This is a genomic window from Paenisporosarcina sp. P4_D4, from assembly GCF_056401835.1.
Genome location: NZ_JBFUIO010000266.1, coordinates 1 through 1681, shown reverse-complemented (window position 1 = coordinate 1681; position 1681 = coordinate 1). Strand labels below are relative to the sequence as shown.

The window sequence follows — 1681 nt, the reverse complement described above, 5'->3', positions numbered from 1 at the left end:
CTTTTACATCACCTGAAGTTGTYTGMACTTCAAAWCCATAMACAASGACRCCATCTTCKTCTTCYAGTTCAGAMTCTTTYACTGTWCCKGGAACTTCTTTTAARGCAATGGCTTCTGCTTCTTTACTAGAAATTTTTGCGCTTTTTTGCAATCTTGCACTGTTCTCTTTATCTTGATGTTCTTCTTGATTGGTGTTACTTGTATTGTCTTTGGCAAACGCAGGCATCATATGGCTCGTACCTACGACTGCTCCTCCCACTAAAGTTAAAGCCAATGCTGGAATGATCAATTTCTTTCTCATAACCGAATTCCTCCTAAAATGTAATGTGAAACGATCTTACAATCCTTATTGTGACAGACGTGTATGAAAAGACAGCTGACTTTTTTTAAGAAATTAGTGAATGTTAAGTGAGATACTTCTCATTTTTCTTTCCCTGCTGAATTATCTAAGATTAACAAAAATGTTACGTTTCATTCATATTCTTAACTTCAGCACGTTCTACTCCTCAGTCGAATTATACAGTATATGGAAAAAAATAACGCGAACCCTATGGTTACTCTTTTTCCTTGAATACCTGCAGAAAATCAAAAACATTCAATAAAAAAAGGATAGTTAGTCCTGATAAAGGACTAACTATCCTACTAAATATTAGCTAAATCTATCTTAGCCTGTTCATTTTACTTTCCTTGTTCGATTAATGCTTTCATGTCAGATGCGATTTCTTCTTTTTGCACATCTTGAAAGCCATTGTAGCTTTTTACAACTACACCGTTTTGATCGACTAAGTAGAAGCTTTGCCCATGGACCACTTGATTGGAGGAAGGATCAGCTTTGACTAAAGATTTAAATGATTCTTTAGCAAATTGTTCAATATAAACAGGATCATAACCCGAAAGCAATTCCCATTTGGTTTCGTCAGGTGGGTTAAATTTAGCTAAGTATTCTGTTAAGATTTCAGGTGTATCCACTTTTGGATCTACGCTAAATGCGACGATTTTATAATCTTCCACACCCAATTTGATTAATTCATCTTGCACCATTGTCATATTCATTGTCATCGGCGGACACACCGTTTCACAATTAGTGAAAATAAATGTTGCCAGCCATACTTTCCCTTTTAAACTATCCAAGGATACGTCTTCCCCACGTTGTGATTCATGTGAAAAAGATTCTACTTCCCAGTCAGTTTCTGCTTTAAACTTATTTGAATTACATCCAGCCAATAAGATTACGCTCAAAGTTATGACTATGAACGCTTTTGTTAGTTTCGTCATGGACTCTCCCCACTTTCGCTCCTATTCATCTTATCGAATCGGATTTATGAATTCAAGGAGGGAGTATCCAGCGATTTCAACGAATTTGTGTCTATCCGTTTTTTAATGATAACAACGCTTCGTGAATGAGTTGAAGTTTTGTTTCCACACGGTGCATCAAATAAAACGACACGAAGATCGGAAAACCTACTTCTTGAATTAACTTCAGCCATTGCTCCATATATTAACCTCCTTGTAAAATAAAAGGCCGCCCCACTTTGCGGGGCAGCCTTTTATGGTATTACACCAGATCCGTTACATTTCGTTCGATTAAACGTGCATTATAAGCATTGGCTAAACCGAATCCATCCACTTCAAAGACTGCGCTTGCAATTACTGCTTGCATACCTGTTTCCACTTCCAGTGC

The 1681-nt window shown here is 37.1% G+C and carries 4 protein-coding genes; all 4 read right to left on the bottom strand.

The annotated features are described in order from the left end of the window. A partial coding sequence (locus AC1DSL_RS17940) for a PepSY domain-containing protein (protein WP_477533279.1) occupies positions 1-301 on the bottom strand: 301 nt, incomplete at its 3' end. A gap of 377 nt (positions 302-678) precedes the next feature. Beyond that, positions 679-1275 (bottom strand): SCO family protein, encoded by a 597-nt coding sequence (locus AC1DSL_RS17935; RefSeq protein ID WP_016427163.1) that lies wholly within the window; start codon positions 1273-1275, stop codon positions 679-681. A gap of 91 nt (positions 1276-1366) precedes the next feature. Beyond that, entirely contained in the window at positions 1367-1495 is a 129-nt protein-coding gene (locus tag AC1DSL_RS17930; protein WP_016427162.1) for a YvrJ family protein, read from the bottom strand. Positions 1496-1555: 60 nt separating this feature from the next. Next, positions 1556-1672 (bottom strand): DUF2922 family protein, encoded by a 117-nt coding sequence (locus AC1DSL_RS17925; RefSeq protein WP_477533280.1) that lies wholly within the window; start codon positions 1670-1672, stop codon positions 1556-1558. Between the last annotated feature and the right edge of the window lie 9 nt (positions 1673-1681).

What these genes read in the sequence shown, in the direction of transcription:
- AC1DSL_RS17935 (WP_016427163.1), bottom strand. Translation starts at nt 1,275, where the DNA reads ATGACGAAACTAACAAAAGCGTTCATAGTCATAACTTTGAGCGTAATC.
- AC1DSL_RS17930 (WP_016427162.1), bottom strand. Translation starts at nt 1,495, where the DNA reads ATGGAGCAATGGCTGAAGTTAATTCAAGAAGTAGGTTTTCCGATCTTC.